Here is a 24,637-nt window from a genome sequence, read left to right as displayed (position 1 = left end):
AAATTACTACCTAAAATATTTACAATGAAAATAGCTTTACTTGGATACGGAAAAATGGGGAAAATGATTGAGCAAATAGCGACCTCGAGAGGGCACGAAATTGTAGCCAGAGTAGATGAAAACACCAAAGATTTTGATATAACAAAAGCAGAAGTAGCTATCGATTTCAGTATCCCAAACGTAGCATTTAAGAATATTTCGCTTTGTTTAGAAAATGGGGTACCTGTAATTTCTGGCACCACGGGTTGGCTGGATAAATACGAGGATGCCGTAGAACTATGCAAGAAAAATGATGGGGCTTTTATTTACGCATCCAATTTTAGCTTAGGCGTTAATGTATTTTTTCAATTAAACGAATACTTAGCCACTATGATGAAGAACCTTTCTCAATACAAGATAAGTATGGAGGAAATCCATCATACCCAAAAGCTGGATGCTCCCAGTGGTACGGCTATTACCTTAGCAGAAGGAATCATTAAAAACTCCGATAAAACAGGCTGGAAACTGGATCAAGCCAGTGAAAATGAAATTCCGATTAAAGCACTGCGTGAACCCGAAGTTCCAGGGACACATTCCATTTCCTATAAAAGTGATGTAGACACTATAGAAATTAAACACACCGCCCATAACCGCGAAGGTTTTGCTTTAGGGGCTGTAATTGCTGCTGAATGGATTGTAGGAAAAACAGGTGTTTTCAGCATGAAAGACGTGTTAAACTTAACTTAAAAACCACATTTTAAGCCACTTTTAAAATTAAAACTGAAGAAATACTATATTTTTACTTCTTTATTTAGGTGCTGAAAAATAAAAACATACTACTATGACAATGACACAATGGTTCATTTTTTTCCTAGTAATTCAAGTAATCCACTTTCTTGGAACTTGGAAATTATATGTAAAAGCTGGAAGAAAAGCCTGGGAAGCAATTATTCCCGTCTACAATGCTGTTGTTTTAATGAAAATTATTAACAGGCCTTGGTGGTGGACCATCTTACTTTTTATTCCTATAATTAATCTTATTATGTTTCCCGTTATATGGGTAGAGACCATACGGAGTTTTGGTAGGAATAGCACCACAGACACTTGGTTGGTAGTATTAACTCTTGGTTTCTACATTTATTATGTAAACTACGGCTTGGATGTAACTTATATTAACGACAGAAGCTTAAAACCAAGAAGTGCCGCCGGTGAATGGATAAGTTCTATCCTTTTTGCAGTAGTAGCAGCCACTCTTGTGCATACCTATTTCATGCAACCCTATGTAATACCTACCTCATCACTTGAAAAAACATTGTTGGTGGGCGACTTTTTGTTCGTAAGTAAGTTTCACTATGGGGCGAGAACACCCATGACCACCGTAGCTTTTCCTATGGTGCATGATACCATTCCGGTAATAAACACCAAATCGTATTTAAAAAAGCCACAACTCCCCTATTTTAGGCTACCCGGATTACAAAAAATAAAGCGTAACGACATTGTTGTTTTTAGCTGGCCCGCCGATACGGTAGAGCAATTTTTTGTTAAAACAAACAAGCGCATCCGCAAACCAATTGATAAAAAATCGAATTACGTTAAGCGTTGTGTGGGTATTCCTGGAGATTCACTCTCTATAAAGGATGGATTTGTTTACATAAATGGTAAAAAAACTGTATTGCCAGATCGCGCAAAACCTCAATTTTCGTATTATGTAGAAGCCAAAGGACAATTAACACCAAGATACATGTATGAGAGATATGGTGTTACGGGACCTTTTGGACAAGTAAAACAAGGAGTATACTTCTTTTCTGCTATGACGGAAGAAGCGGCTAGTAAACTAGAGGACAATCCGAATGTGGTTAATGTAAAGCGGAATATAGAAGCCCCGAACAGTTCTAAATTAACTTCGGTTTATCCGCAGTCCGGCGATTTCCAATGGAACCAAGATCAATATGGGCCTATTTACATTCCAGAAGAAGGGAAAACAGTAGATCTCAACTTAGAGGTGCTTCCGCTCTACAAAAAAATAATTGTTGAATACGAAGGGCATACATTAGATGTGCGAGGAGATCAAATTTTAATCGATGGCCAACCAACTTCTACCTACACCTTCAAGCAAGATTATTACTGGATGATGGGAGATAACAGGCATGCCTCAGAAGACAGCCGTTATTGGGGTTATGTCCCTGCAGATCATATTGTAGGAAAACCAGTTTTTATTTGGTTTAGTTACGACAGCAATGCTAGCGGCCCTTTTTGGAACAAAGTTCGTTGGGATCGAGTGTTTACCACTGTTGGTGGCGAAGGGAAACCACGTTCTTACCTTGTTTACTTCCTAATTATTTTAGGTATTTGGTATGGTTATAGCACCTATAGAAAGCGCAAAAAAGCCAGCTAATATATAAGTTTTAAAATCTTAAATTTTAGGAATGGAACCTATTCTTCATCCAGCATATTTTCCTTCGGTAGCTTATTGGGTACTAATCAACACTTCCGAAGGAGAAATAATATTTGAAAAAGAAGATAATTATCAAAAACAAACCTATAGAAACCGAGGGTACATATACAGTCCGAACGGAAAACAACTGCTATCTATCCCCATTAAACACAATAAAACAAAGGAACACCAAAAATATAAAGATGTAGCGTTGGAAGATAGTTTCAATTGGAAAAAGCAACATTGGAAATCCATTCAAACAGCCTATCGCACTTCTCCTTTTTTTGAATTTTATGAAGATGAATTTGCCCCTTTCTTTGAAAAGAAACATCGATTTTTATACGATATGAACCTAGAAAGCATGGAGCTTTTAGCCGATTGTTTTCAATTGGAACTTGATTTTTCCTTTACTTCTGAATATTTTAAAGAACATGTAAAAGAAGAAGATTTTAGGTATTTGGTAAATGCTAAAACTGAAAAACCTTACGGTTTTGAACCTTACACCCAAGTATTTGATGAAAAACATGGGTTCCTGGAAAATTTAAGCGGAATGGACTTACTCTTTAATGAAGGACCCAATTCGCTTACCTATCTGGAAAGTTTAACGTCTAAATTAGATTTTTAATTTAACAATTCTCAGCTCGGTTATTTCAAAAGGAGTTCCTATATTCGCTTTTTCAGTAAGAAAAACTATAATTTAAATGAACAACCAAAAACAAATACTTAGAAGTTTTGTAGCCATGGCATTGCTTGCTACTTTCTTCTTTTCTTTGGGGGTTCAAATTTTCCATTCTTTTGAAGACCACGATCATTTCAACGTGGAGAATTCAGAACAATATCATAAAACCACACCCGACTGTGGATTATTTCATTTTCAATTAAATTCTCTACACTTCGATATCTCGACCTATAGCGAGTTTATTTTATTTCAATACCCGAGAAACTCGTATGAGTCTATGGTTTCCTTGGTATTAAATCCTTGTTTTCTAAATAACAAACAGTTAAGGGCTCCTCCTGTTATCGCATAAACTTCCTTATTTCAGTATTAGGCCATGTAAAAACCTGCTCTTATTCATTAAGGTGATAAGAACTTTCGGTTTATTACAGCACTAAACATTACACTTCTGCAAATTACCGTGCAGTCATTTTTAAATAGTTACAAACCTGATTAAGAGTTTCTATGTTTAAAACAGATTGGAAACATACCCTTTCATACTTTTTTTTAGTCGCTTTTCTACTTCTGCGAGTATTAAGCTTGCATGAATATTCCCATGTTGACAATGATAGTGATTATGAAAACTGCGAACTATGTACCATAATAAGTTGCGCAAAAGAAAACACACCGCTAGAAAATTCCACTTTACCAGTAGCAACTTCTGCCACTCCATTTTTTGATTTTCCTCAGCATAAATTTTCAAATGTCTATGCTTCACCATACCATAAAATTTTACTCCTAGATTATCATTACAACAAACCTCCACCTTTTAATTTCTGGGGATAGTTACGTCTTTTTTATAGCAAAAATTTGTCTCAAATAAAGGCAGGGATTACATTTATTTATTTTTCTTTCAATACTAAAATTGACTTTCAGAAGGATAATTGTATTATTTCTTGGTATAAACTAGCACAATCACGTCCCATGACTATTTTTTGTTGACAAAGGAAAGCCTAGCTTTTTCAGAAGAAAAAAGTACCTCTAAAGGTTTCACTGTCAACTCCATTTCAATTTTCAATTAAAGAGCAATAATAGAGCTTATTTCAAGCTCTAAAGAAGATCTTATGCAGAAGCTAAAATATCAGTATTTAAAGAGTTTAATTATTTGTTTTATAATGGTGGGAAATTTCCTTTTTGGGTTTTCGCAAGAAATCAAAGGGTATGTTCATGACTCATTTGGACAACCCATTGCATCGGCTACCATAAAAGCATTTCCCCATAACCAACACACACTTACAGATGATAAAGGGTATTTCTCTTTAAAAGTTGAAGAACGCAATAGCCTATCATGGTTAGAGGTGACCCATATTGCCTATAAAAAGCAAATTGTAAAATTAATTGATTCAACAGAAAACGAGCTTCTCAAAATTGAAATGCAAACTAACGTCACCGATTTGGATGAAGTAGTTATTGCCCATTCCCGCGTTCTACAAAACGTCATTGATAATTCGCAATCGGTAATTACGCTGGATGAAGAATTCATCGCAAAACACAACACAGGAACATTTAGCGGTGCGTTGGCTGCGGTTCCTGGCGTTAACACTATGAATGTAGGCGTTGGTATTGCCAAGCCTGTGATAAGAGGAATGGGTTTCAATAGGGTTTTAGTCAACAACAGAGGCATTAAACAGGAAGGACAACAATGGGGCGCCGATCATGGCTTGGAAATAGACCCCTTTGATGTAGAAAATGTTAAAATTATAAAAGGACCGGCCTCTTTGCTATTTGGTTCTGATGGTCTTGGTGGGGTAATCAATATTGAAGAAAATTCTATTTTATCTGAAAATGGAAATACCATTGAACTAATTTCATCCTTCCAAACCAATAATTACGCATATTCCAACTCTTTGGAATGGAAAGGAAGAAAAAACAATTGGTTTAGCAGTGCTAGGGTTACCTATCAAGATTATGGAGATTATACTGTACCCGCAGATGAATTTACCTATGCCGGTTTTAATCTACCCATTTATGATAATCGATTAAAAAATACCGCTGGAGAAGAACTACATTTTAGCGGAACAGTTGGTTACCAATCGGATAAGATTATTAGTAGCTTACGTGTTTCCAGTTTCAATCAAAAAGCTGGAATTTTCACGGGAGCCATCGGACTTCCAAGAGCGTACAACCTAGAACACCAAGGCGACAACCGAAATATTGAGGTTCCAAGACAGGAAAATCAACATCACAGCATAACCAATAATACTACCATTTCTCTGGGTTCTGACAGATTGGAAATCGATTTGGGGTACCAACGGAATATTCGTGAGGAAATGTCCTTCCCCGGTGCACACGGTATCTCTCCCGATTTAGTTGATTCCAATTTGGCATTGGGTCTTTATTTGGACACCTACACCTCCAATATTCGTTATGAAATGAATCGCAATCCAAATCACCAATTATTATTTGGTGGTCAATTGCAATACATGCAGAACAATAAAGATGGTTTTGAATATTTATTGCCGGTTTACGAAAGCTTTCAAACGGGATTATACCACTACCAATCTCTCGATATTTCTGAAAAATGGATTGTAAATGCAGGAATACGTTACGATTTTGGCTCTTATGATGTAGAACAACATTTACAACCTCTGTACGACCCTGGAACTTTACAACCTACTGGGGAATTTGAAGAACGTACACCAAGCTTTGATAGAAACTTCGATAATTTTAGCGGAGCTGCAGGAGTAACTTTTAAATTGAATTATCAGAACCATTTAAAACTTAATTTAGGAAATAGTTTTCGCTTTCCCACCGCTATTGAACTTTCGAGCAATGGAGTACATCATGGAAATTTTAGGCATGAACTGGGAGATCCTGGTTTAGAAATAGAAAGAGGGTTTCAAGCGGATTTCACATACTTGCACCAATCCAATAACTTTTTCCTAGAAACTGCCCTCTTCTACGGTTATTACAAAAACTATATCTATTTGGCGCCAACCGGAAACTTCTCTCCGTTAGCAACCGGAGGAACGTTGTGGGAGTACCGACAAAACAATGCTATTTTCAACGGTTTTGAAGTGACTTCCAGTTATAAGTTTTTATTTGGATTAAAGGCTGATTTGATGGCCGACTTCGTACAAAATTTAAATCTGGATAGCAATTTGCCCTTGCCGTTAACTCCCCAAGCATCCGTTGGCAGTAAACTTGAATATGGCATTTTACCGAATTCCAAAGTTTTCAATGAAGGTTTCGTATTTCTTTCCGGCAGGTACAACTTTGCACAAAATAGAACCGATAGAAATGAACGTGAAACTCCAGACAGTTTTTTAGTGAATGCTGGGGTAGGCTTTAAATTTAATCTTTACAGTCAAAAATTAACATTCAATGCGAGTGTAAATAACCTTTTTAACACTGCATATTTCAATCATATTAGCCGCTACCGACTTTTAAATATACCCGAACAGGGACGCAATTTTGTGTTCTCTCTCCGTATTCCTGTAAATCTATGAAACCATGAATTAATCCAAAAATAATGTTTAACCAAAAATCAGTAAAAATGACAAAGCAAATCTTTATTATTTTATGTAGCATGTTTTTGCTGTCATCTTGTTTGAAAGAAGATGACGACAATGATGTAGATGTTTCTGCACCAGCAATTGGAGCCAGACAGGGAGTGGGTGCCATTCAACCCTCCTATTTTTTCACAACAGATCCAGAAACAGAGGAAGTTCCTCTAAATTTCTCAGTAAGTGATGAAACTGGTATCCAAGAAATTAAAATTAATGTGCATAGTGGATTTGATGGGCATACCCATGGGAAATCTACGTTTGCACGAAATCCTTCATTCAAACTATTCACTCACAATGAGGTAATTAGTTCGGAAAACTTTGAAGACCCAAAACAATTTAGTTATTCATCGAAAATCTATCTTGACGAACGCAATGAAAATATTGAAGATGGGGAACTTTATTTAAGCGGTCCGTATCATTTTTCTATCCAAGCTACGGATGTTGAAGGAAATCAAACGAGTTATGGTGATAATAGCACCTACCACACCACGGTGTACTTAAACAAAATGTATGCTCCTCAAGCTAGGGTTACCAATTTAGATGTAGCGAATAACGCCATTAAAGGCCGTGTTTATCAAAATACAGAACATAAAGCTTCTTCAGAGATTGTTTTCCTATGGATTTTCAGTCAAAAACCTAACGCAGATAATCCAGCGCAGGAAGGCACTATTCTAGAAGAACGTATCTGGGGAAAATCAAACTGGCCTCATCAATTTAGGCCTAATGAAGGGAAGACACTACCAAATTCAACAGAAATTCAACTCGGCGAGATTCTCAATGGGGATACCTCCTTTTTTAACAGCTTAAAGGATGCCAAACTAATTATTTGGGCTGAAGATAGCAATGGAAATATAACTGTAAATCAATTTAATTAATCCTATAAAATGAAAACCATGAAAAAATCAATTTTAAAAATGTATGCCCTATTCGCAACTGTGGCTCTAGTAGCTTCTTGTAGCGATGACGACAGTGATGAACACGATGATCACCACCACGAAGACTTTGCCGAAATGGAGAGTGATTGGGTGCGACTTACCCTTATTAACGACGGAAACTTAGAAGTTATGCAAGCAAACTCTGGAGAGATCGAATACACGGTTGCTGGAGACTTTGTAGGTGGCGAGCGTTTTTACACCACTACTTCAGGTCGTTATTTGGGTGTTGTAGACCGTGAAGGTGGAAAAGTTCGTTTTTTCGATTCTGGAATCGTTAATCACGACGAACACGGACACGAGTACCAAGCAAAATGGGCCAATGCAGAATTGACCTCTGTTCTTCCTACGCATTTCACAGCTTCTGAAGGACATATTCTTGTTTTTAACGATGGTGATGGTTCTATCTCCCATATCGATGAGGCGCAGTTAGAAATTCCGTCCTACCAACCTGTAACCTATACTTTAGAAAACACCGTAGCGCATCACGGTGCTGGTTTTAGATTACACAATGGTAAGTTTGCAGCTACCTTCAAAAATAACAGTCAGCCAGGAGGACTTCCACAAATGGTGAAATTTATCGATGCACAAGGCAACGTGATCGATGATAATGGCGGTGTAGAAGTAGGAACTATCCATGGAGATGCTACCAATGGCGAATACGGTGTTTTTGGAGCTACCGATGGTATCATCTTAGTGGATGATAAGGACAACATCGATTTAATTCCAAATGCAGATGGTCTTAATGCAGAATCAGGAAACTGGTTAGGTACTGTTAAAGGGCACGACAATTCTGATATGTTTTTTGGTAGAGCTTCAAACCTTGGGGTTTTCATGATCAATCCTATGAACAAGACTATTGATAACATTTATCCTGGTAACGACGTTGCAAATGCGATGTTTAGTTTCGACGGTTCTTATTTTATTGTACATACCAAAACCAATAACATTATTGTGTTTGATGGTTTAACAGGAAGCAAGTTAATAGAAAGAACCATTGAAGTTGCGAATATTCCACAAGTGGAAGCAAAAAAAGCTTCTAAAGATTATCAATTTAAAGATCCCGAAGAAGAAGCAAGCCCAGTGTTGGTTACTTCAGACAAATTTTTATATGTGTTGGCACCCAACAGGACTCAAATTAAAGTTTTGGAAATAGATGAATTAAATCACGTACACACCATAGAGCTAGAAGATGCTGTAGAGGGAATGTACAAAAATGGATTCTCTATTGAAGGGGAGCAACACCCAGGTCACGATCATTAATACACTGCTTTGTTCTTAAAAACCGTGGATGCTAAGAATTTCAAGCTTAACTCCACGGTTTTTATATTTTTGCATTCGGTTGATCAAAATACATTTATGCTCCGATTTATTATCCATTACGGAATCCATTTTATTGTACCTATTCTAATTGCCTATTTTTTCTATCGGGAAAAGTTCATAAAAGTAAGCCTTATTCTATTATTAGGAATTGCAATCGACATTGACCATCTTTGGGCCACACCCATTTTTGAAAGCAATAGATGCAGCTTAAATTTTCATTTCTTTCATTCGTATTACTTAATAGCCGTATACATTTTCCTTCTGTTTTTTAAAAAAACAAGACAGATAGGGCTTGCTCTGGTAATACATATTTTGGCAGACCTTTCCGACTGTATTTTAATGTATTTAAAGCTGTAACTGGGTAATTATTGGATAGTGATCGGAAAGTAATTCATAGCGGTTTTTATGCGCTACCACCACTATATCTTTATCCACCAAAACGAAATCTATTCTAAATGGGAAGTATTTAAAGTAATAGGTTCTCCCTGTCCCACTACCCTGCTCGTCGAAAGTGTCTATATCTTCCCCTTTAATTTGGTGGTAAATCGATGAATATTGATTGTTGTTTAGATCGCCGCAGGTAATAGTTTTGTAAGGCGATTGTTCTTTATGCGAAACAAAAATATCGGTCTGTATTTGTTGTTTCGAAAAAACGGCGCCCATTCTACGTGCAATCTTGCTGGAATTTTCTTGGGTAATTTCTTCATCCTGCGGATTTATATGAAAAGACTGCATATGTAAATTATATACGCGTATGGTATCCCTATCTTTAACAATATCTGCAAAAATGGCATTGTTACCAGAATTTGGAAAGTTTAACGACCCTTTATTTACGATAGGATATTTCGAAAAAATAGATTGTCCCGTTTCCTTGGTTTTGTATTTTATAAAACTATAAGGAAACAAGTCAAATTCATTCTCCTTTGTATGGTAAAATTCCTGTAGACATAAAATATCTGGATCTTCTTCTTTAATCATTTCCCGAATATCTTCAAAAACACCTTTTCTCCCTATCCACTCATAGACATCGAAAACCCGAACGTTATAGGTCATAACTTTCAGTGTAGATTCACTAACCACATTTTCAGTTCCAGAAAATTTGTACAACGATAATACTTGTTGATATCCCACCAATAAAACTACAAAAGATAAGATCCAAGGGCGCTTCCGTTTTAATATCCAATAAATAAAAAAAGCGATATTCAGTAAAATAAGGATAGGTGTCGCCAAGCTGAAAATTGCAATCTTGGGAAACGATGTAATGGGCACGTAAGGAACCAGTAAACTTAAGAGTAGCAAAAAGGCAAAAACTGTATTTACAAGGAAAATACCTTTATCAATCCAGTTAAGCTTCTTCATAGTAAATTGTTTGATTATTTTTATTTATTCCTTACCGGCCTTAAAAAGAAAATCTTTTTCTTCTTTTGAAAGGCTTTCATACCCACTTTTACTGATTTTGTCTAAAATAGCATCAATTTGTTTTTGATGCTCGTTCTTAGAAAAACTCTTAGTCGTTTGGTGCTGCTTATTTTTGTGAACTGTCTTCAGGGGAGATTTTTTACTTTTTTTAAACATATTCCCAAAAGACTTTATCATACTATCAAACCCACTACCTATATCTTTACCTTCTTGAAGTTTTTTAGCATATACAAACCCAAGTAAAGACCCTCCAAGATGAGCAATATGCCCTCCGGAATTCCCCATTGGTAACTGAATGAGATCTAAAAGCACAAACGCCGCACCTATATACCACAATTTAATATTGAAGAATATTACCCTAACCTCTTGATTTGGTAAATAGGTACAAATAAAGATAAGAATAGCCATAATCGCTGCCGAGGCCCCGATTAAGGGTGAATTGACACCAGAAAAAGCCGGAAATATATTATAACTGAGTAAAAAAAGTGCTCCGCCAGATATGGCTCCCAAGAAATAAACATTTAAAAAGTATTTGCTACTGAAGAGGTTTAAAAAAATACGGGATGAAAAATACAAAAGGATCATATTCCAAAAAATATGCATAAACCCTCCGTGAAAAAAAGAATAGGTAACTATAGACCATGGTTGCATAAGAAAGTCCATAAACCCTTTTGGCAGCTCAAACCATTGTACTATAAAATTAGAATTTAGCCGTAGTAAAAAGACCAATAATGCATTTAGGATAAAAACAGCAACGTTTATTACTATTAACTTTTCTGCTACGTTTAGAGTTGAGTATTTATAGCGTATGTCGTTCCTTATGCTCATTATAAATTTACAATTTGTTTTTTGCGGTTGTAAAATATCAACTTTTCAATCACTTAACATAGATATAAAATAATTGAAGATTAATCAGCTATTTTAAGAGTTTTTTAAAAATAAAAAAGAGTTTAGAACCCTTTGACTTCTAAACTCAAAATTAATAAAACAATGCAGAACTTAATTTAAAATTCTGCATTGTTTTGCCCGATACTCGAAATTAAAAATTTAAAGACTGCTAAATAAGTTCTTACAGCAAGTTATTCCAGAAAATCCAAACTACCTCTTAAGAACAAAGCTTATCTCTTATTATCGACTGTAATTAGGAGCTTCATTTGTTATGGTAACATCGTGGGGATGACTTTCATGTATACCACTAGAAGTTATTTTTACAAAGCGTCCGTTCTCCTTAAGATTTTCTATGCTTCCAGCGCCACAATATCCCATTCCAGCTCGAAGTCCGCCAATAAATTGATGCATGCTCTCAAACAATTCGCCTTTGTAAGGTACGCGTCCTACAATTCCTTCTGGAACCAATTTTTTTAGATCGTCTTCTACATCTTGAAAGTAACGATCTTTACTACCGTGTTGCATAGCTTCTACAGAACCCATTCCACGATAGGATTTGTATTTTCTTCCGTCGTAAATAATGGTTTCACCTGGAGATTCTTTTGTTCCCGCCAATAAAGACCCCAGCATTACGCAGTCTGCTCCAGCAGCAATAGCCTTAGGGATGTCCCCCGTATATCTTATACCTCCATCTGCAATAACAGGAACACCGGTTCCTTTAAGTGCATTGGCAACTTCTAATACTGCCGAAAACTGAGGAAAACCTACTCCTGCCACCACGCGTGTGGTACAAATAGAGCCAGGACCAATACCTACTTTTACCGCATCGGCTCCATTATCTACCAAATATTTGGCTGCTTCAGGGGTTGCAATATTACCAACAACAACTTCTAGATCTGGAAACTCTTTCTTTACTTCCTTCAAAATGGTAACAACCCCACGGGTATGTCCATGAGCCGTGTCAATCACTACTGCATCCACCCCTGCATAAACCAATGCTTGCGCTCTTTCTAAAGCATCTCCTGTGACACCAATGGCAGCTGCGACCCTTAGGCGACCAAATACATCTTTATTGGCAATCGGCTTTTGTGTGAGCTTGGTAATATCCCTAAACGTAATTAGGCCGATAAGCTTATTATCATTTCCCACTACGGGAAGTTTTTCAATTTTGTGTTCTTGCAATATCTCTTCTGCATCATCCAAAGAAGTTCCCTCTGCCGCTGTTACGAGATTTTCTGTAGTCATTACCTCGATGATTGGGCGGTTATTGTCTTTTTCAAAACGCAGGTCTCTATTGGTTACAATACCCTTTAAGTAGCCATTTTCGTCTACAATTGGAATACCGCCAATACTGTGCTCGCGCATGCTATTCTTGGCATCCTCTACTTTGGCCGTTAATGGAAGCGTAACCGGATCGATGATCATTCCACTTTCAGCACGTTTCACCTTTCTTACCTTTAAGGCCTGTTGCTCAATAGACATGTTTTTATGCAAAACGCCAATTCCTCCCTCTCTAGCCATGGCAATTGCCATTCTACTTTCGGTTACAGTATCCATTGCCGCTGAGACAATTGGTACATTAATCGTAATGTTTCTTGTGAATTTTGTTTGAATGTTTACCTCACGCGGTAAGACTTCAGAATAGTTCGGTACGAGTAGTACATCGTCGTAAGTTAACCCTTCGCCAACAAACTTTGCATTGTGAGCTTCCATATTGCAACTTCTAATTTAGTTGCACGCAAATATACTGCTTTTTTTAGTAAAAATATAGCCCTCGCGGAATTTATCAGTATCTTAACTTTATTCTTAAAAAGAAAGGGGGTTTTTTATTTTTTTAAATAGAAATATCCAATTTCATAATGCGCTATTTGGTTACAATGAGGCATCTTCACTTTATAAAATAGTGAAAACGAATAATTTATATTGTTTCTTAACATTTCTGAGGTTATATTTTAAAGAATCAAAAAACAAAAATTATGGCTATTAGACTTGCAAATAATTGTATTAATTGTGAAAATTTAAGTAATTCCAATATATGTACTTATCACAAAATTAAGGTTGGTGCCGAACATACTTGCGATAGCTTTCAAATGAAACCCTCCCTTAAAGACGACATGAGTTGTAACACATGTTCTCGATATCACACTCCCAGCTGTGCACATCCAGGGAAAGCGGCACCAAATATGTTATGCACACATTGGGCTCCCCAGGCTCAGGCCTAAAAACAGAACTTATAATGAGCTAACATTTTTTCGACCATTAAATTTCAAATGAATGAAAGAGGTTTTATGGGTCATAATTTCTTGAAGATCTGAACTACTATTACCAAAACAAACATTTTATGATTAAAAAAATACTACTTGTAATACCACTATTTATGCTATTGGCTTGCAATAAAAGTCAACAATCAACAAATCAAAATAATAAGACCATAGATAGGGATCTATCGGAAATTACGGCTGGTGGCACTTTAAAAGCACTCACCGTATACAGCGGTACCAGTTATTTTCTGTACCGAGGAAGACCTATGGGGTTTGAATATGAATTGCTTAATAATTTAGCGGAACATTTAGGTTTGGATCTAGAAATTGTTATTGCCAGAAATGAAGATGATCTAATAGATATGCTAAATACCGGAAAAGGAGATATTCTTGCACATGGCTATACCATAACACAAAGTAGAAAACGTCTGATGAATTTTACAGATTACCTCTACCTTTCCCAGCAAGTCTTGGTACAGAAAAAACCAGATAATTGGAGAAAAATGAAGCTACATCAAATTCAGAAAGAATTAATCCAAGATCCTATCGAGCTTATTGGAGATACGGTTTCCGTGAAAAAAAATTCTTCTTATGCCGAACGCATCAAAAACTTATCCGAAGAAATAGGTGGGGAAATTTTTATTGACACCCTTTCCGGAAGTTTACCAGCAGGAAAAGTAATTCAGCAAGTAGTAAATGGCGATATAAAACTTACCGTGGTGGACGAAAATATTGCGGCCATAAATGCTTCCTATTTCCCCGTACTGGATATAGACACCCCTGTTAGTTTTTCACAGCGTATTGCATGGGGGGTTCGAAAAAGCTCCCCGAACCTTTTAAAAAAAGTAAATAGTTGGGTGGATTCCTTAAAAAACACCACCGATTATTACGTTATCTACAACAAATACTTTACTAATAAAAGGCAATTTCGGGCTCGAGTAAAAAGTGACTTTTACAGCTTAAATGAAAGAAAAATATCCCCATATGATCCGCTTATAAAAAAGCATTCCCAAAAATTGGGTTGGGACTGGAAACTTCTCGCTTCCCTTATCTATCAAGAGTCCCAATTTAAACCACAATCAGAGTCTTGGGTGGGTGCTAAAGGCCTTATGCAGGTAATGCCCGCTACGGCAAGGGAACTAGGAATACAAAACACGGCAGACCCAAAAGAAAGTATTCAAGGTGGCACCATGTATTTAAAAAAGCTCTACCGATCTTTTGATCAAGTGGAGGATTCCATACAACGCATTAAATTTACCATAGCATCTTATAATGCAGGTTTGTATCACGTAAAAGATGCACAGGCACTTTGTGAAAAATACGATTTAGATCCCCTTCGGTGGGATCAAAACGTGGAAAAAATGATATTGGAATTAAGCTATCCAAAATTTTACAACGATCCGGTGGTAAAGTATGGATATGTTCGCGGTATTGAACCTTACGTTTATGTGGATCAAATTTTTGACCGATTCTATCATTACGAACAACTTTTCAAAAATTCTTCTACACTAATGGGCATGTAGATCTACCATTTAAATTGCAGGGTGGTATACCAAGTTAACGGTTCGGCTGGCAAAATACCAGGGCCGGGATACCCAGTGGCTCTTCTGGTAAAATAACTGTTATCCAAAACATTGTTTACTCCAGTTTCCAATTTCCATTTTTTGTATGAGTAGGCGAACGAGATGTCCATGATGTCATAAGCTGGAATCTCACCAATTATACCTGACGAACTTGTAAAGTCCCGTGGCGCGTTGGTGGCATCGGTATATTGATTAGACAAATAGGTATATTGCAAACTCCCTTGTAAGTTCTTATATCCAAACCTTAGACCGGTTTTTAAATTTACATGCGGCACAAACTCTACTTCGTTTCCCTTTACATTTTGTTCTTGAGAGCTTATATATTCAGAGTTTGTAAACGCCATATTGGTAAACAAATTTAATTGCCATTGATTGGTGTTTTTCAAGAATGTAGAAGCCATGTCCCAATCTGCAAAAGTCTCAACACCGTAAATAATGGCATCGCCAATATTCCCTCGAAATCTTTTTTCTTCAACATCACTTATTTTTCTACTGATTACCCCAATCCGGTTATTATAAGATAAGAAGTAGGCGCTTAGATCATATGAAATTACGTTCGCCAATTTACCTCTTACCCCAAGATCTGCTGTATACCCATCTTCATCCGTAATATTTGGATCTATTGTAAACGAAGGGTTTACCACACGGATGTCGTTGTAGGTTACCGATCTATAATTTTGGGAGACATTTCCATAGAATTCAATCGAAGTATTCGGTTTATAACTTAAACCCAATCCAAGCAAGATAAAATTCCTATCGAAAACCCTATCGTCCTCTAATGTTTCGTTTAAAATAGGATTTCCAGCAAGGTCTAAAATAATATTCTTATAAGTTCCCTCACTTTCTGTTTTTATATATTCAAAACGAAAGCCGGGAGTTACCGAAAAAGCTTCTGTAATATTAAAAATGTTTTCACCAAATACGGAAACATTTCGGTTTGGAAATGTAAAGTCTGATTGTCTCGGATAGTTTGGGTATTCTTCAGTATAAAAATTAAAATCGGGATCGGCATTTGCACTTCCTGGACCTTGTTTTTCTGAATTATTTGCTTGGTAATATTTTGAACCGATTAAGAATACTGCATCTTTATCAGCAATTTTATAGCGGTGTAAAAGGCGTGCTTCTGCTCCCCAATTCTTAAATTTTCCTGAAATAAAATCCCGAGGGGAGGTTCCTTCATCGGGTTGATCCACACGATTTTCCCTAAACCCAAGTGCATCTCGGGAAGCATCCAAACCAAAAACATTCAAACTAAAGTCTGTTTTAGAAGAAAATTGATGCTCGAAAAGCAAAGAGAAAAGTTTCCAGTCTACTTCAAACCAATTCCTGTAGCGATTGCTAAAAGTGGGGTCTTCTTCAAATTGAGCATCTGTTAGTCCGCCGGGTTGTTTTGCGATATAATTCAGTAAGGTCGTTTCAAAACTAATTTTGGTATTTTCTGAAAAACGGTACCCGATATGATTATAAAAATTGCGGGAATTAAATTGCGAATTCGGTCTAAATCCGTCTCCCTGCTTATAATTAAAAAAAGTGTAATACTCAAAATCGCCAACGGTTCCACCAATGCTATTAAAACTAGTAAACAAACCGTAAGATCCTAAAGTTTGTCTAGACACTAGTTCAATTTTTTTATTGGGATTCGGTTTTTTCATTTTAAAATTTACGAGTCCGCCAAACTGTGTTCCATATTGAAGGGAAGCAGCCCCACGTACTACCTGTATTTCGCTTAAGGCTTCGGCAGGCGGCGTGTAGTAACTTTCTGGGTACCCAAGCACATCGGCACTGATATCATATCCATTTTGTCGTGTATTAAAGTTGGCAGTTCTGTTAGGATCAAGTCCTCGTCCACCGATATTTAATTGAAGTCCGGCATCACCATTTTCATAGATATTCAACCCAACAACCTGCGAATAAATCTGTCTCGGATTATTGGCCGCGGTATTTCCAATAATTTGATCCATATCTATTACCTCACTTTTCTTTCCGGCGTAAATTGCTGTACCCTCTACATTTCTTAATTTCTTTAAAGCAAAAACTTTTTCTTTTTGCCGGGTAACGACCACCTCAGAAAGTTGCTCATTGAGTTGCTCGAGCTCATAGTTTTTGATCATATTCCCATAGATGGAAAGGGTATCCTCCACGATTCTATATTCGTATGAGAATACAGTAAATAGATGTTTGCCTGGTTTTAAATTGTTTAGCTGATAAAACCCGTCGCTATTGGATCTAACCAATTGCTGGGAAAGATGATCGTAAATTTCCACTCCAGCCACGGGAGTGTTATCCTCTAAGGATGTAATAATCCCTTTAACAGAATATTGCGCCCAAAGGGTTGGTGCTATACATAGAAATACCAATAATATTTTATAATCCTTTAATGTCATCTTTAAAAGGTAAAATCCAATCTTTATGTTGGAATGATTCTTTAATAGTTAGTAAATTGACGGTGTTGTCTATAAATTTCTCGCTTCGTCTCCCGTTAAGGGTTACAAAACTGTCTACATAGACCTCTAGGTTTTTATGGCCTTGGCTGGCAAAGTGTTTCCCCAGAAAATGGGCATACTCCAAGATAAAATCAGCTTGAGCCGCCATTTCTTTTTCTTGAAAAGGCGTTAGAAAATCGCTATTATCCACATAGAACCATTTTCCCGTTTTTCCATCGACCACTTTAAATTGCGCATACCCTGTTTTTTCTATGAGCATGACCCGCCAAGAAAAACGAAAGCCTTCTTCCGTCCAGAACAACTCTCCAGGATATAGCAAATAACGCCATGGTAGCAGCAACTGTATAAAAAAGAATACAGCAAGAAATGAAAGTACCAATCGGTTGTTCTTGATTTTAAGTTTAGAAGCCGTTTTCGGTGTTTTATTTATTCTGAAGAAGTATTTGATGCTATTTATAATTCTTTTATGGACACTCGCATCGAAAAATATCAAAGCACTTACAATCATAATAAAAGGAAACATTCCTATGGGAAAGAAGATACGCGTAAGCACATGAAAAACAACTACCGCCGCGAACGCATACGGCCGGGTTTTTTTATTCAGCAGAAAAAATGGAATGAATAAATCGTAAGCGGCTCCACACCAACTCAACAGATGTAAAGCCCAATCTTGCTTTAATAAAGTACCTATAAACGGCAAATCATACTGTGTAGGCAACCAAATTTTTAAGGGCATTGCCCTTAGCAACCAATCGCTGTTTAATTTTGCGAGACCTGCGTAAATATATACTATGGCCAATAAGAGCTTAATGCTATCTATGGTCCATTTTGGAACTTTTCCGTAAGACTGCCCTTTTCTGGCATCAATGGAAAAATAGGCATTTGCCGGTAAAAAAATCATTAAAAAACTGAGCAGGGAGATAAAATAATAATGGTTAAGGTAGGTGGTCTTATCCATTAATTCGATATAGGTGAAGCTCAAAAAAAACAACACAATTGCCATTCTGTATTTATATCCCAATGCTACGGCCAAGGCTGCCAAAGCGCATATGGCAAACAATACATATGTAAAATTTCCCAAGGGCTTTACCCACTCAAAACCGTAGTAAGAGAAAAAGAATTTGGGTTGAATGTAAAGTTGATCGATCCACCCTTTACTCCAGAAACGCAGAATGCTTAAAAACATCATTACACCAAAAAAAATACGAAAGACCGCCAGTGGGACGGTCTCCGTATAGGCATTAAAATAACGTTTGATGGAATTATTCATTCTGATTTGTGTACCTGCCTCAGTTTTTATTAATCCCCATCATTGTCTTGATACGAAATGGTAACATTCATAGCAGAAACCATATCGTTTTTAAACAAAATTGTGTTTATTTGAAGCATATCCCTCAACGCGATAAGCGCGTTATTATTGGTCTCTACTTCCGTAGAAAAGCTATCTTTTAATTTATCGCTTTCACTTTGAATAAGATCAAACTGCTTTAGAATATCGTCTGCCAAAATTTGTTGGTCCAGATCTTTTAACGCACTGTACAGACTTGCACCGCTTCCACCCTTGTAAAAATTGGTGGTTGCTTTTAAAGCCTCCATATACAATTCTTTCGAAAAATTATTTGCATAGTATGCTTCCACACGCTCTGGAAATTTATTACCCGAAAGGGCTCCGGCCGGAATACCAATTTTACCACTTCTCAAAAATCTTTCGTAATAAGAGATATAAGCGTTTACCGTTTTATTGAACGAAGCATTCACTGCATCACTATCGTTATTTACGTAGCTATCACGGTAACCATTCTCCCAAGAGTTCAACACCTGATCTGCCAAAGTTTTAATCCTCGCAGAAACAGCCATTAAATAGTCATTCGCATTTTCGTTGGTAGTAAAATAAGACACCACTTCTTCATCTGTTTCCCCGGTACCGTATAAAAGATAGTCTAACGCTGGAAAACCTTGCTCTGCATAAGAAGACGGCAGCTCCAAATTGTATTCCTGAGCTCCGCTTGTTTTTGCATCGATATTTACGGCGTTGGTAGGATAGATATTGGTAAAGTTTCTAAGCTGAATTTTTTCGGCTTCCCCAATTTCAAACATTGAAACCTTTTGCCAACTCTTATAAGTATTTTTAAAAGCACCTCTAAGAACGGATAAGTTTGCTGTATTATTTTCCTCTACAAAGGCCTCGGTTGCAGCTGTTAACTCCAACGTCGCACCAGAGTACAACTTATAGTTGGGAATTATAAAATTATCTGCCCAATTGGTTAAAATCGCTTTTCTGTTAAAACTGCCCTCTTCACCTCCTGGATTATCTACATCTTCACTTCCGTCTGAACTACAGGCAATAATAAACAAAGTACATACTACGCCTATCCATTTGTTTAATTTCATAATTCCCAATTTTTTAAATCAATTTTATTTTTATTTAAGCTTGCTCTAGCGTAAAGTTAAATTTTGCGGCAATCTTAACTGAAATTTCTTCCAAAACTTCTGGAGAAACATCCCATAACCCATTTTCACCTTCCATAAGCTGAGCAATGAAACCTTCTACCTCTTCATTTGAAAAATATGGAGCATTGGTTTCTGGATTGTGGGTAAACTGTAAACTATAAACAAACCCATATCCTTCAGAAAGTTCATGAAAAGCACTTCCATAGTCTTCTGCCTCGATGGCCGCTTTACCACCCATTAAATAATGAACTGCTCTAACTGCGGGCACCAAAGATAGTTTTTCTTGAATAATATCCGCTTGCTCGTCGCGAACCACGTAGTTTTTTGCTACAATAGCAGCTCTCCCCAATTTAAAGGCATTAAAAACATCGGCAGCAATCCCTTGAAAATCTTCGTCTGCTTCCAGTCTCCCCAAATAATTATTTAAGAAAGAATCGTCTCCCAAGGTAGTATTAGGGTTTGCAGGATCTTGGGAAGCTCCATAAACATAACCATAAGCTTCGTCCCATTTATGCTCCATAGTAGTGTAGGTTGCACCTTCCTCAACCACATCATTATCGTTATTGGCTTGGTTATCCCCTTCGTCTAAAACATCGTTGCTCAAATAATTGTTAAGCACTTGGTCTAGCATTAGGCCTCCTATTAAAGATTTAGCGAATACTTGATTGTACTCTAATCCTGTAGCACTAACATATCTCAATTTTGTAGAACCAGTTGCTGCAATTTGCCCAGCAACCCCTTTGGATGCGATTACTTCTTTATTTGGCGCCACCTCGTTTACCTGTGCTTTTAAAGAGGACTCCAGATCGGCCTTAATTTTGTTGCTTAACACAGTATTGGTAGCAAAATACGCAGCCGAAGCGGCTACTTTGCTCTTGATATTTTTTGTAGACTCGTTCAAGGAAGCTTCAGAAAACGGATTGTTTTCATTGGTATACATATTCAACAACAGCTCTTCTGAAATATTATCGAAATCCATCATAGCTCCAGTTAATTCTGCTGCCATTGCAATTCTGGTGGTTTGTCCAGAAAAACTTACAGTACTTTCACTTCCTCTTTCAAAGGTATAGGTTGCTGGCGCGGTTACTTCAGGAGTTTCATTCCCTCCCATGTTATCGTCATCGTTAGAACAAGATGCCAAAATTAAAGTAGACACCGCTAAAGATTTAATTAAAGTTGATTTCATAGTTAATTTAGACTTAATTTAAATAAATGTTTTGGCAAATATAGTTCTGTTAAGAGAATTAACAAATTTATTTAGATTAAATTTAAATAAAATTTATCGATACCTGCTTCTGAAGAAATAGAGAAACTTAATGATAATTCTTGAATAATTTAAGCGCTTCATTATAAGCACTTTCAAAGCTCATTGCCTTTATATTGGCTGAAGCTTTTTGAGAATTGGTGAAGGAAACTAATTTTTCCGTTGGCATATTTCCGGTAAGTTCATCTGCTGCCATCGGGCACCCCCCAAATCCTTGAATAGCCCCATCAAACCGTCTACAGCCCGCATTGTAGGCAGCATTTACCTTTTCAAACCAAGTAGAAGGAGTGGTATGTAAATGAGCCCCAAATTCAATGTTAGAATATGATGGTATTAAATTAGAAAAGAGATAATCTATGGTTTCGGGGTTGGAGGTTCCCACAGTATCAGAAAGTGAGAGAATTTCTACTCCCATTCCAGAAAGCTTCTCAGTCCACTCCCCCACGATATCAACATTCCATGGATCGCCATAAGGATTACCAAACCCCATGGATAAATAAGCGACCACCCGCTTGTTGCTTTTATATGCATGCTCTAGGATCTCGGATAAAACTTCAATACTCTCCGCTATGGTTTTGTGGGTATTTCGCATTTGAAAATTCTCTGAAATGGAAAAGGGATAACCTAAATAATCGATTTCCCTATGTTTGCACGCATCCTCGGCTCCACGAACATTGGCCACTATTGCCAGCAACTTACTTTCGGTAGAAGAAAGATCCAGTTGCGACAAAACTTCGGCTGTGTCTACCATTTGCGGAATCGCTTTTGGAGAAACAAAACTACCAAAATCAATCGTATCGAAACCACAACGTAGCAATGCTTGGATGTACTGCACTTTTTTTTCCGTAGGAATAAAAGTTTTAATTCCCTGCATGGCATCGCGCGGACATTCTATGATTTTGACTTTTTCCACTAGGAGGTAATTTTGGTAATTACTTGTGGAGTTAATTTAGTAAAACTTTCTATAACAATATCGGCCTCAGATAGATCTTGATTCCCAGAATTCGGATTTTTATACCCAATACACATCATACCAGCCGCCTTGGCAGCCTTAACACCGTTTTTACTATCTTCAATAACCACAAAGTGCGAAGGATCCTTTTTATAATTTTTGGCAACTTTCAAGAAAATGTCGGGAAAAGGCTTACTTCGCTCCAAGGATTCTCCACTTACGAGATAATCAAAATAAGATTCTATACCCAATTCATGAACAAACCTTTTAATCAGTTTCAAAGAAGAAGAGGACGCCAAAGATAAGTGGAAGTCCATTTCTTTTAGCTTTTTAATTAACGAGACCACTCCTGTAACAGGCTGAATATTGAGATGTTCCACCTCCACAAAGAATATTTCTTTATGAAAATTCATCAATTCGCGGGCATTGGTTTCAATTTTGAAGTCAGATTTTATCTTTTCCCACATAGGCACTGCTGCCATCCCCACCAATGTTTGATGATAGGCATCAGAAAACTCTAGATTAAGTTCTCCAAAAACCTTCTCCAAAACTTCTTTATGAGCCGGTTCGCTATCCATAATAACACCGTCCATATCAAAAATAAAATGATCTTTTGTCAAAATAATTGCTTTAAATCAAAGGTAATTAACCTTTAGAGGTTAAACAAACGTTTTTACAATAGCGAGGCAAAGAATATTAAAGCAAGAGAAAAACAGCAATGGCCACGAATACAACTATTTGAAGCCATTTTAATACCAGTCCCGTTCGCTTGTTTGCTTTAAGGTAATTGGAAACCTTTCCTGCCAGAAAGGCAATAAGTGCAAAAACGATGAAAGAAACCAAAATAAACAGCCCGCCCAATATGTAAAATTGCAAAACGCTATTCAACGTTTCACTAAAAAGAAACCCGGGGAAAAAGGCCAAAAAGAAAATAGAGACTTTTGGGTTCAATACATTCATTATAAAACCTTGCACATACAAAGCTTTATAAGATTTTTCAGGAACCTGAATGCTTTCGGTATCTATTTTAGCGCTGCTTGTATATACCTTGTATGCTAAAAATAATAAATAACAAGCCCCTGCAATTTTTAACCCGGTGAATAGTAGGGGTGACTTTTTAATTATAACCGACACCCCAAAAGCGACCAAGGTTGTATGAACGATACATCCAGACATAAGCCCCGCTACGGTTGCCAAACCACTTTTTACACCGTGCACCATACTTTGCATGAGCACATAAATATTATCTGGGCCTGGAGCAATGGCCAATGCCGCAGTTGCGAGCACAAAACCGTATAAAACTTCTAAATTCAAACCCATTAGCGGTTTAAAATCGCTTTATTTATCCTTTTAACAATAAAAGGACCTTCATAGATAAAACCGGTATAAATTTGTACCAATGCTGCACCGGCATCCATTTTATCCAGAGCGTCTTGAGGAGAGTTAATTCCCCCAACCCCTATTATTGGAAAGGAACCTTTATTTTTTTCAGCTAAAAAACGAATAACTTCCGTAGCTCTTTTAGCTAAAGGTGCTCCACTCATTCCACCGGCCTCTTTTTTATTTTCATCCATTAAACCATCCCTTTCTATGGTGGTATTTGTAGCAATTACTCCTGCTATTTTGGTAGCATTTACAATTTCTACAATATCCAATAGCTGTTCATCACTAAGGTCTGGCGCTATTTTAAGTAAAATTGGCTTTGTTTTTTCCTGTTCTAAATTTAAGTTTTGTAATGTTTGCAATAATTGCGTTAAAGGCTCTTTGTCTTGGAGCTCCCTTAAGTTTGGAGTATTAGGCGAGCTAACGTTTACCACGAAATAATCCACATATGGATATAAGGCCTTAAAGCATATTTTGTAATCCTCTACCGCAGCTTCATTAGGCGTGATCTTGTTTTTCCCAATATTTCCGCCAATAAGTACTTTATCGTTCTTTTTTAAACGCTCTACCGCTTCTTCAACGCCACCATTATTAAATCCCATTCTATTAATTATGGCCTTATCTTCAATCAACCTGAACAATCGCTTTTTTGGATTTCCAGGTTGCGGTTTTGGCGTTAAGGTTCCTATTTCTATAAAACCAAAGCCAAAATTAGATAACTCTTCATAAAGCTTTGCATCTTTATCAAAACCGGCTGCCAATCCAACTGGGTTCGGAAATTTGAGTCCGAACACCTCTCTTTCCAATCTAGGATCTTCCATTTTAAAGCACGAGCGAATGAGATGTGGCACCCCAGGTATTTTATGTAAAATTTTTATTGCTGAAAATGTAAAATGATGGACATTCTCCGGATCAAAAAGAAAAAATATCGGTCGGATGAGAGTTTTGTACATGAAAGTTTTTGTTTGTGCAAAAATACTTAAACTTAAAAATTTAGTTCTCTTTTTTACTGAATTAATTTTAACACTTCCATAAAAGAAATAGGTTTATAAGAGGATTTTTAAAACATTTCAACTATTATATTATTTTTGAAAAAAACT

General features: G+C 36.9%; 21 protein-coding genes. 10 read left to right on the top strand and 11 right to left on the bottom strand.

The genetic code is table 11. The annotated features are described in order from the left end of the window. Positions 1-24: 24 nt before the first annotated feature. The 9 genes from dapB to HX109_RS16255 all read left to right on the top strand — a co-directional run bounded on the left by dapB (position 25) and on the right by HX109_RS16255 (position 9,249). Complete coding sequence (gene dapB, locus HX109_RS11360; RefSeq protein WP_178952046.1) at positions 25-726, top strand: 4-hydroxy-tetrahydrodipicolinate reductase; 702 nt, start codon at positions 25-27, stop codon at positions 724-726. Positions 727-820: 94 nt separating this feature from the next. Next, positions 821-2,374: a signal peptidase I gene (gene lepB / locus HX109_RS11355; RefSeq protein WP_178952044.1), complete on the top strand. Its 1,554-nt coding sequence runs from the start codon at positions 821-823 to the stop codon at positions 2,372-2,374. Between the two features lie 31 nt (positions 2,375-2,405). Continuing rightward, the gene (locus HX109_RS11350) at positions 2,406-3,038 is read left to right on the top strand and encodes a WbqC family protein (RefSeq protein ID WP_178952042.1); all 633 of its coding nucleotides are present in this window, start codon (positions 2,406-2,408) and stop codon (positions 3,036-3,038) included. A 76-nt stretch (positions 3,039-3,114) separates the two neighbouring features. Next, complete coding sequence (locus tag HX109_RS11345) at positions 3,115-3,441, top strand: hypothetical protein (RefSeq protein WP_178952040.1); 327 nt, start codon at positions 3,115-3,117, stop codon at positions 3,439-3,441. Positions 3,442-3,593: 152 nt separating this feature from the next. Further along, positions 3,594-3,914: a hypothetical protein gene (locus HX109_RS11340; protein ID WP_178952038.1), complete on the top strand. Its 321-nt coding sequence runs from the start codon at positions 3,594-3,596 to the stop codon at positions 3,912-3,914. A gap of 278 nt (positions 3,915-4,192) precedes the next feature. After that, the gene (locus HX109_RS11335) at positions 4,193-6,577 is read left to right on the top strand and encodes a TonB-dependent receptor (protein WP_178952036.1); all 2,385 of its coding nucleotides are present in this window, start codon (positions 4,193-4,195) and stop codon (positions 6,575-6,577) included. 47 nt (positions 6,578-6,624) lie between these two features. After that, entirely contained in the window at positions 6,625-7,512 is an 888-nt protein-coding gene (locus HX109_RS11330) for a DUF4625 domain-containing protein (protein WP_178952034.1), read from the top strand. 18 nt (positions 7,513-7,530) lie between these two features. Next, a complete protein-coding gene (locus HX109_RS11325) occupies positions 7,531-8,832 on the top strand; it encodes a hypothetical protein (protein ID WP_178952032.1) in 1,302 nt (433 codons plus the stop codon). Between the two features lie 96 nt (positions 8,833-8,928). Beyond that, positions 8,929-9,249: a DUF6122 family protein gene (locus HX109_RS16255; protein ID WP_220399458.1), complete on the top strand. Its 321-nt coding sequence runs from the start codon at positions 8,929-8,931 to the stop codon at positions 9,247-9,249. Here the strand turns inward: HX109_RS16255 and HX109_RS11320 are convergent. The 3 genes from HX109_RS11320 to guaB all read right to left on the bottom strand — a co-directional run bounded on the left by HX109_RS11320 (position 9,238) and on the right by guaB (position 12,912). Continuing rightward, entirely contained in the window at positions 9,238-10,251 is a 1,014-nt protein-coding gene (locus HX109_RS11320) for an endonuclease/exonuclease/phosphatase family protein (protein WP_178952031.1), read from the bottom strand. The two genes, HX109_RS16255 and HX109_RS11320, sit on opposite strands and share 12 nt — an antisense overlap. Positions 10,252-10,275: 24 nt before the next feature. Then, positions 10,276-11,139 (bottom strand): rhomboid family intramembrane serine protease, encoded by an 864-nt coding sequence (locus HX109_RS11315; protein WP_178952029.1) that lies wholly within the window; start codon positions 11,137-11,139, stop codon positions 10,276-10,278. Positions 11,140-11,439: 300 nt separating this feature from the next. Next, positions 11,440-12,912 (bottom strand): IMP dehydrogenase, encoded by a 1,473-nt coding sequence (gene guaB, locus HX109_RS11310; RefSeq protein ID WP_178952027.1) that lies wholly within the window; start codon positions 12,910-12,912, stop codon positions 11,440-11,442. Positions 12,913-13,540: 628 nt separating this feature from the next. On the opposite strand from guaB, the gene HX109_RS11305 reads away from it, so the two are divergent. Continuing rightward, a complete protein-coding gene (locus HX109_RS11305) occupies positions 13,541-14,983 on the top strand; it encodes a transporter substrate-binding domain-containing protein (RefSeq protein ID WP_255462683.1) in 1,443 nt (480 codons plus the stop codon). Positions 14,984-14,985: 2 nt separating this feature from the next. On the opposite strand, the gene HX109_RS11300 is transcribed toward HX109_RS11305, so the two are convergent. From HX109_RS11300 to HX109_RS11265, 8 genes are all read right to left on the bottom strand, one after another. Then, on the bottom strand, positions 14,986-17,427 hold the full coding sequence (locus HX109_RS11300; protein WP_178952025.1) for a TonB-dependent receptor domain-containing protein: 2,442 nt from the start codon (positions 17,425-17,427) through the stop codon (positions 14,986-14,988). Further along, entirely contained in the window at positions 17,408-18,757 is a 1,350-nt protein-coding gene (locus HX109_RS11295; protein WP_178952023.1) for an HTTM domain-containing protein, read from the bottom strand. The genes HX109_RS11300 and HX109_RS11295 overlap by 20 nt, the downstream gene beginning before the upstream one ends. Positions 18,758-18,786: 29 nt before the next feature. Further along, positions 18,787-19,878 (bottom strand): imelysin family protein, encoded by a 1,092-nt coding sequence (locus HX109_RS11290; RefSeq protein ID WP_178952021.1) that lies wholly within the window; start codon positions 19,876-19,878, stop codon positions 18,787-18,789. A 34-nt stretch (positions 19,879-19,912) separates the two neighbouring features. Next, positions 19,913-21,124 carry a DUF4856 domain-containing protein gene (locus HX109_RS11285; protein ID WP_178952019.1) on the bottom strand — a complete coding sequence of 404 codons (1,212 nt, stop codon included), beginning with the start codon at positions 21,122-21,124 and terminating at the stop codon, positions 19,913-19,915. Between the two features lie 127 nt (positions 21,125-21,251). Next, entirely contained in the window at positions 21,252-22,115 is an 864-nt protein-coding gene (locus HX109_RS11280) for a hydroxymethylglutaryl-CoA lyase (protein ID WP_178952017.1), read from the bottom strand. Next, positions 22,115-22,774, bottom strand: a complete 660-nt coding sequence (locus HX109_RS11275) for an HAD family hydrolase (RefSeq protein ID WP_178952015.1) — start codon at positions 22,772-22,774, stop codon at positions 22,115-22,117. The genes HX109_RS11280 and HX109_RS11275 overlap by 1 nt, the downstream gene beginning before the upstream one ends. Positions 22,775-22,850: 76 nt before the next feature. Beyond that, complete coding sequence (locus HX109_RS11270; protein ID WP_178952013.1) at positions 22,851-23,468, bottom strand: LysE family translocator; 618 nt, start codon at positions 23,466-23,468, stop codon at positions 22,851-22,853. Between the two features lie 5 nt (positions 23,469-23,473). Further along, on the bottom strand, positions 23,474-24,490 hold the full coding sequence (locus HX109_RS11265; protein ID WP_178952011.1) for a quinone-dependent dihydroorotate dehydrogenase: 1,017 nt from the start codon (positions 24,488-24,490) through the stop codon (positions 23,474-23,476). Positions 24,491-24,637 lie beyond the last annotated feature (147 nt).

Origin of the sequence: Galbibacter sp. BG1, assembly GCF_013391805.1 — a bacterium.
Lineage (GTDB): Bacteria > Bacteroidota > Bacteroidia > Flavobacteriales > Flavobacteriaceae > Galbibacter.
The sequence above is the reverse complement of the archived record's forward strand: the minus strand, read 5'-3'. Positions and strand labels throughout refer to the sequence as shown.